The sequence below is a fragment of the Caulobacter sp. HMWF025 genome, assembly GCF_003060965.1.
Lineage (GTDB): Bacteria > Pseudomonadota > Alphaproteobacteria > Caulobacterales > Caulobacteraceae > Caulobacter.
The window spans coordinates 1-3,860 of sequence record NZ_QAII01000161.1 but is presented as its reverse complement, the minus strand read 5'-3'; the positions used below and the strand labels follow the sequence as shown (position 1 = coordinate 3,860).

The following is a 3,860-nucleotide window of genomic DNA, read 5'->3' as shown; positions in this document are numbered from 1 at the left end:
CCGCTGGGCCGAAGGCGCAACGCCGGTCGCGGCCGCGGGGCTCAAGGTCAAGGCCTTCGCCGCGGGACTGGATCATCCGCGCTGGCTGCTGGTCCTGCCCAACGGCGACGTGCTGGTGGCGGAAACCAACGGGCCGCCCAAGGAAAAGAAGAAGGGCTTCGACATCCGGGCCTGGGCCGAAAAGCAGATCATGGGCAAGGCGGGGGCCACCGTGCCCAGTGCCAACCGGATCAGCCTGCTGCGCGACGCTGACGGCGACGGCGTGGCCGAGGTCAAGACGCCCTTCCTGACCGGCCTCAACTCGCCGTTCGGCATGGCCCTGGTCGGCAATACCCTCTACGTCGCCAATACCGATGCGGTCGTGGCCTTCCCCTATGTCGCCAGCGAGACCCGGATCACCGCCCCGGGACGCAAGCTGGTCGACCTGCCGGCCGGCCCCATCAACCACCACTGGACCAAGAGCCTGATCGCCAGCCGGGACGGCTCGAAGCTCTATGCCACCGTCGGCTCGAACAGCAATGTCGGCGAGAACGGCATGGAGGCCGAGGTTCGCCGGGCCGGGATCCTCGAGATCGACATCGCCAGCGGGGCCTCTCGGGTCTTTGCCTCGGGCATCCGCAATCCGAACGGCATGGACTGGAACCCGGTGACCGGCGAGCTCTGGACCGCCGTCAACGAGCGTGACGAGATCGGCAATGATCTGGTCCCCGACTACATGACCTCGGTCAAGGACGGCGGCTTCTATGGCTGGCCCTACAGCTACTACGGCCAGACGGTCGATGCGCGGGTCAAGCCGCAGCGGCCTGACCTGGTCGCGCGCGCCCTGGTGCCCGACTATGCGCTGGGAGCCCACACCGCCTCCCTCGGCCTGACCTTCTACACCGCAGCCGCCCTGCCCGCCCGTTACACGAACGGCGTGTTCATCGGCCAGCACGGATCGTGGAACCGCAAACCCCAATCGGGCTACAAGGTGGTGTTCATCCCGTTCCGGGACGGCAAGCCGGCCGGGAAGCCCGAAGACGTTCTGACGGGCTTCCTCAATGCCAAGGGCGAGGCCCAGGGGCGTCCGGTCGGCGTTGTGGTGGACAAGGCCGGAGCCCTGCTGGTGGCGGATGACGTCGGCAATGTGATCTGGCGGGTCAGCCCGGCAGGCTGACCTGATGGGCAACTTGCACAGCAAGACTGACTGGCCATAAGATCGGGCGACGCTCCACGAGGTCTGCCATGAAGATCGAACGCCTGCCGCCCGTCCGAACCTCACTGGGCCACACCAACCACCCCTATATGACCGGGGCGTGGACCCCGCTGCATGAGGAGGTCAATGCCTGGGATCTTGAGGTGCTGGAGGGCGCCGTTCCGGCTGATCTGGACGGCGTCTACCTGCGCAACACCGAGAACCCGGTGCACGCGCCGCTCGGCCGCTATCATCCGTTCGACGGCGACGGCATGATCCACCAGATCGAGTTCAGGGCCGGCACGGCGGCCTATCGCAACCGCTTTGTCCGCACGCGGGGCTTCGAGGCCGAGCAGGAAGCCGGGGAAAGCCTCTGGGGCGGTCTCGCCGACGGCCCGGGCACCTCGAAGCGGCCGGGTTTCGGGGCGCATGGCAGCCTGAAGGACACGGCCAGCACCGACATCGTGGTCCATGCCGGCGAGGCCATCGCCACCTTCTACCAGTGCGGCGAGGCCTACCGGCTTGACCCCCTGACCCTGGAAAACCTCGGCGTGGCCGCCTGGGCTCCACTGGACGGCGTCTCGGCCCATCCCAAGGTCGATGAGGAAACCGGCGAACTGCTGTTCTTCAACTACTCCAAGCATGCGCCCTACATGCACTATGGCGTGGTCGACGCGACCGGGAAGCGCACGGTCTACCAGGCGATCGACCTGCCGGGCCCGCGCCTGCCGCACGACATGGCCTTCACCAAGAACTGGTCGATCCTGAACGACCTGCCGGTGTTCTGGGACCAGACCCTGCTGGACCGCGATATCCACGCCGTGCGCCTGCACAAGGGCGTGCCGTCGCGCTTTGGCCTGGTCCCTCGCCATGGCGGTGAGGTGAAGTGGTTCGAGGCTGCCCCGACCTATGTCCTGCACTGGCTCAATGCCTATGAGGAGGGTGATGAGGTGGTTCTGGACGGCTATTTCCAGGAGAATCCCACGCCGCGCCCGCTGGAGGACGCGCCCGAGGGCCATGGCCACCTGATGGCCTATCTGGACGAACACAGCTTCCGGCCCAAGCTGCACCGCTGGCGCTTCAACCTCGTCACCGGCGAAACCACCGAGGCTCATCTGGACGACCGGATCCTCGAGTTCGGGATGTTCAACCAGCAGATTGCCGGCAAGCCCTACCGCTATGCCTATTCGACCACCGCCAAGCCCGGCTGGTTCCTGTTCAACGGCTTCGTCAAGCACGACCTGGAAACCGGTGAAAGCTGGTCGATCCAGTTGCCCGAGGGCCGCTATGCCAGCGAGGCGCCGTTCGCGCCGCGTGTGGGGGCGGTGGACGAGGACGACGGCTATCTGGTCAGCTTCATCATCGACGAGAACCGCGGCACCTCGGAGTGCCTGATCGTCGACGCCAAGCGCTTCGAGACCGTCTGCCGGCTGGCCCTGCCGCACAAGCTCAGCAGCGGGACACACAGCGTCTGGGCAGGACGGGAGCGGTTGCGAGCCTAGCCCCTCCGCGCTTCGCGCTCCTCCCCCAGAGGGGGAAGATGAGATCATCCGCCACCTCTGGGGGCGGACGGTCGCGAAGCGACCCGATGGGGGCAAGTCTCAGACCTTCTTCGGGAACCACGGCACGAAGCCGGAGGTCCGCTGCACATAGGCCTCGTAGTCGGGACGCTTGCGACGCATGCGGCCCTCGACGGTGGGCACGCCGCTCCACTTTGTCAGCAGGAAGGTCATCAGCACCGGAGCCGGCAGGGTCCAGGCCCCCAGCCCTGTGCCGGCGGCGATCAGATAGAGACCCCACCAGACGCAGGCGTCGCCGAAATAGTTGGGGTGACGCGTGTAGCGCCACAGCCCCTGATCCATGACCTTGCCGTTGTTCTCGGGCTTGGCCTTGAAGGCCGCCAGCTGGGAGTCGCCGACCGTCTCGAACACGATGCCGACCGCGGCAATGGCGGTGCCGACAAAGGCCAGCGGCCCCAGGGGCGCAGGCGAGCCATGACCCAGCTGGACCGGCAGGGCGATCACGAACTGCAGGACATATTGCAGGGCAAAGACCAGCAGCAGCGAGGCGACAGCGAAGCTCCATTTCCGCTCGCTCTCGGCATGGGCCATCATCGTCACATAGCGGCGATCCGGGCCGTTCTTGCGCCAGCGCCAGAACAGATAGCCGCCGAGACGCAGGGCCCAGACGGTGCAGAGCCCGACCAGCAACAGGCCATGCGGCGTCGGCCCGGCCTGCAGCAGCGCCGTCCAGGCAATCAGGGCCATGCCCACGCCCCACCAGACATCGATGAAGCTGACGTCCTTCAGCCGCAGGCTGATCAGCCACAGGGCGATGAAGGCGACAGCCGAGACGGCGGCGTTGACGGCAAGGAACGGAACAAGAGGCGGCATGGGCGTCCGATTGGGTTTGAAGCAGTTACGCGGGCGGCTACTGACGAGATGCTCCCTTTCCGGGGGAGCTGTCGCGGAGCGACTGAGGGGGCCTTCTCGGCCTATATCCAGATGTCCCCTCCGGCCCTCCGGGCCACCTCCCCCAGAGGGGGAGGATGTGTTGATCAGACCCCCACCACGAAACTCACCGTGGTGGTCGTTGAACCACCGATGTTCAGGGTCTGCACCGTTCTGGCCCCCTCGACCTGATAGTCGCCGGCGGTGCCGGTGGTCTGCTTGAAAGCGTCGAGCAT

The 3,860-nt window shown here is 66.5% G+C and carries 3 protein-coding genes and 1 pseudogene; 2 read left to right on the top strand and 2 right to left on the bottom strand.

Annotation, left to right across the window (positions count from 1 at the left end):
* Together DBR10_RS17290 and DBR10_RS17285 are read left to right on the top strand one after the other, a co-directional pair.
* The coding region (locus DBR10_RS17290; protein ID WP_233243466.1) for a PQQ-dependent sugar dehydrogenase at positions 1-1,156 on the top strand (1,156 nt) is incomplete at its 5' end.
* Between the two features lie 68 nt (positions 1,157-1,224).
* On the top strand, positions 1,225-2,676 hold the full coding sequence (locus DBR10_RS17285) for a carotenoid oxygenase family protein (RefSeq protein WP_108504826.1): 1,452 nt from the start codon (positions 1,225-1,227) through the stop codon (positions 2,674-2,676).
* A 99-nt stretch (positions 2,677-2,775) separates the two neighbouring features.
* Here DBR10_RS17285 and DBR10_RS17280 read toward each other — a convergent pair whose 3' ends face one another.
* Both DBR10_RS17280 and DBR10_RS17275 read right to left on the bottom strand, forming a co-directional pair.
* Entirely contained in the window at positions 2,776-3,567 is a 792-nt protein-coding gene (locus tag DBR10_RS17280; RefSeq protein WP_108504825.1) for a DUF1295 domain-containing protein, read from the bottom strand.
* Positions 3,568-3,731: 164 nt separating this feature from the next.
* Positions 3,732-3,860 (bottom strand): annotated as a pseudogene (locus DBR10_RS17275) (acetyl-CoA acetyltransferase); the annotation flags it as partial.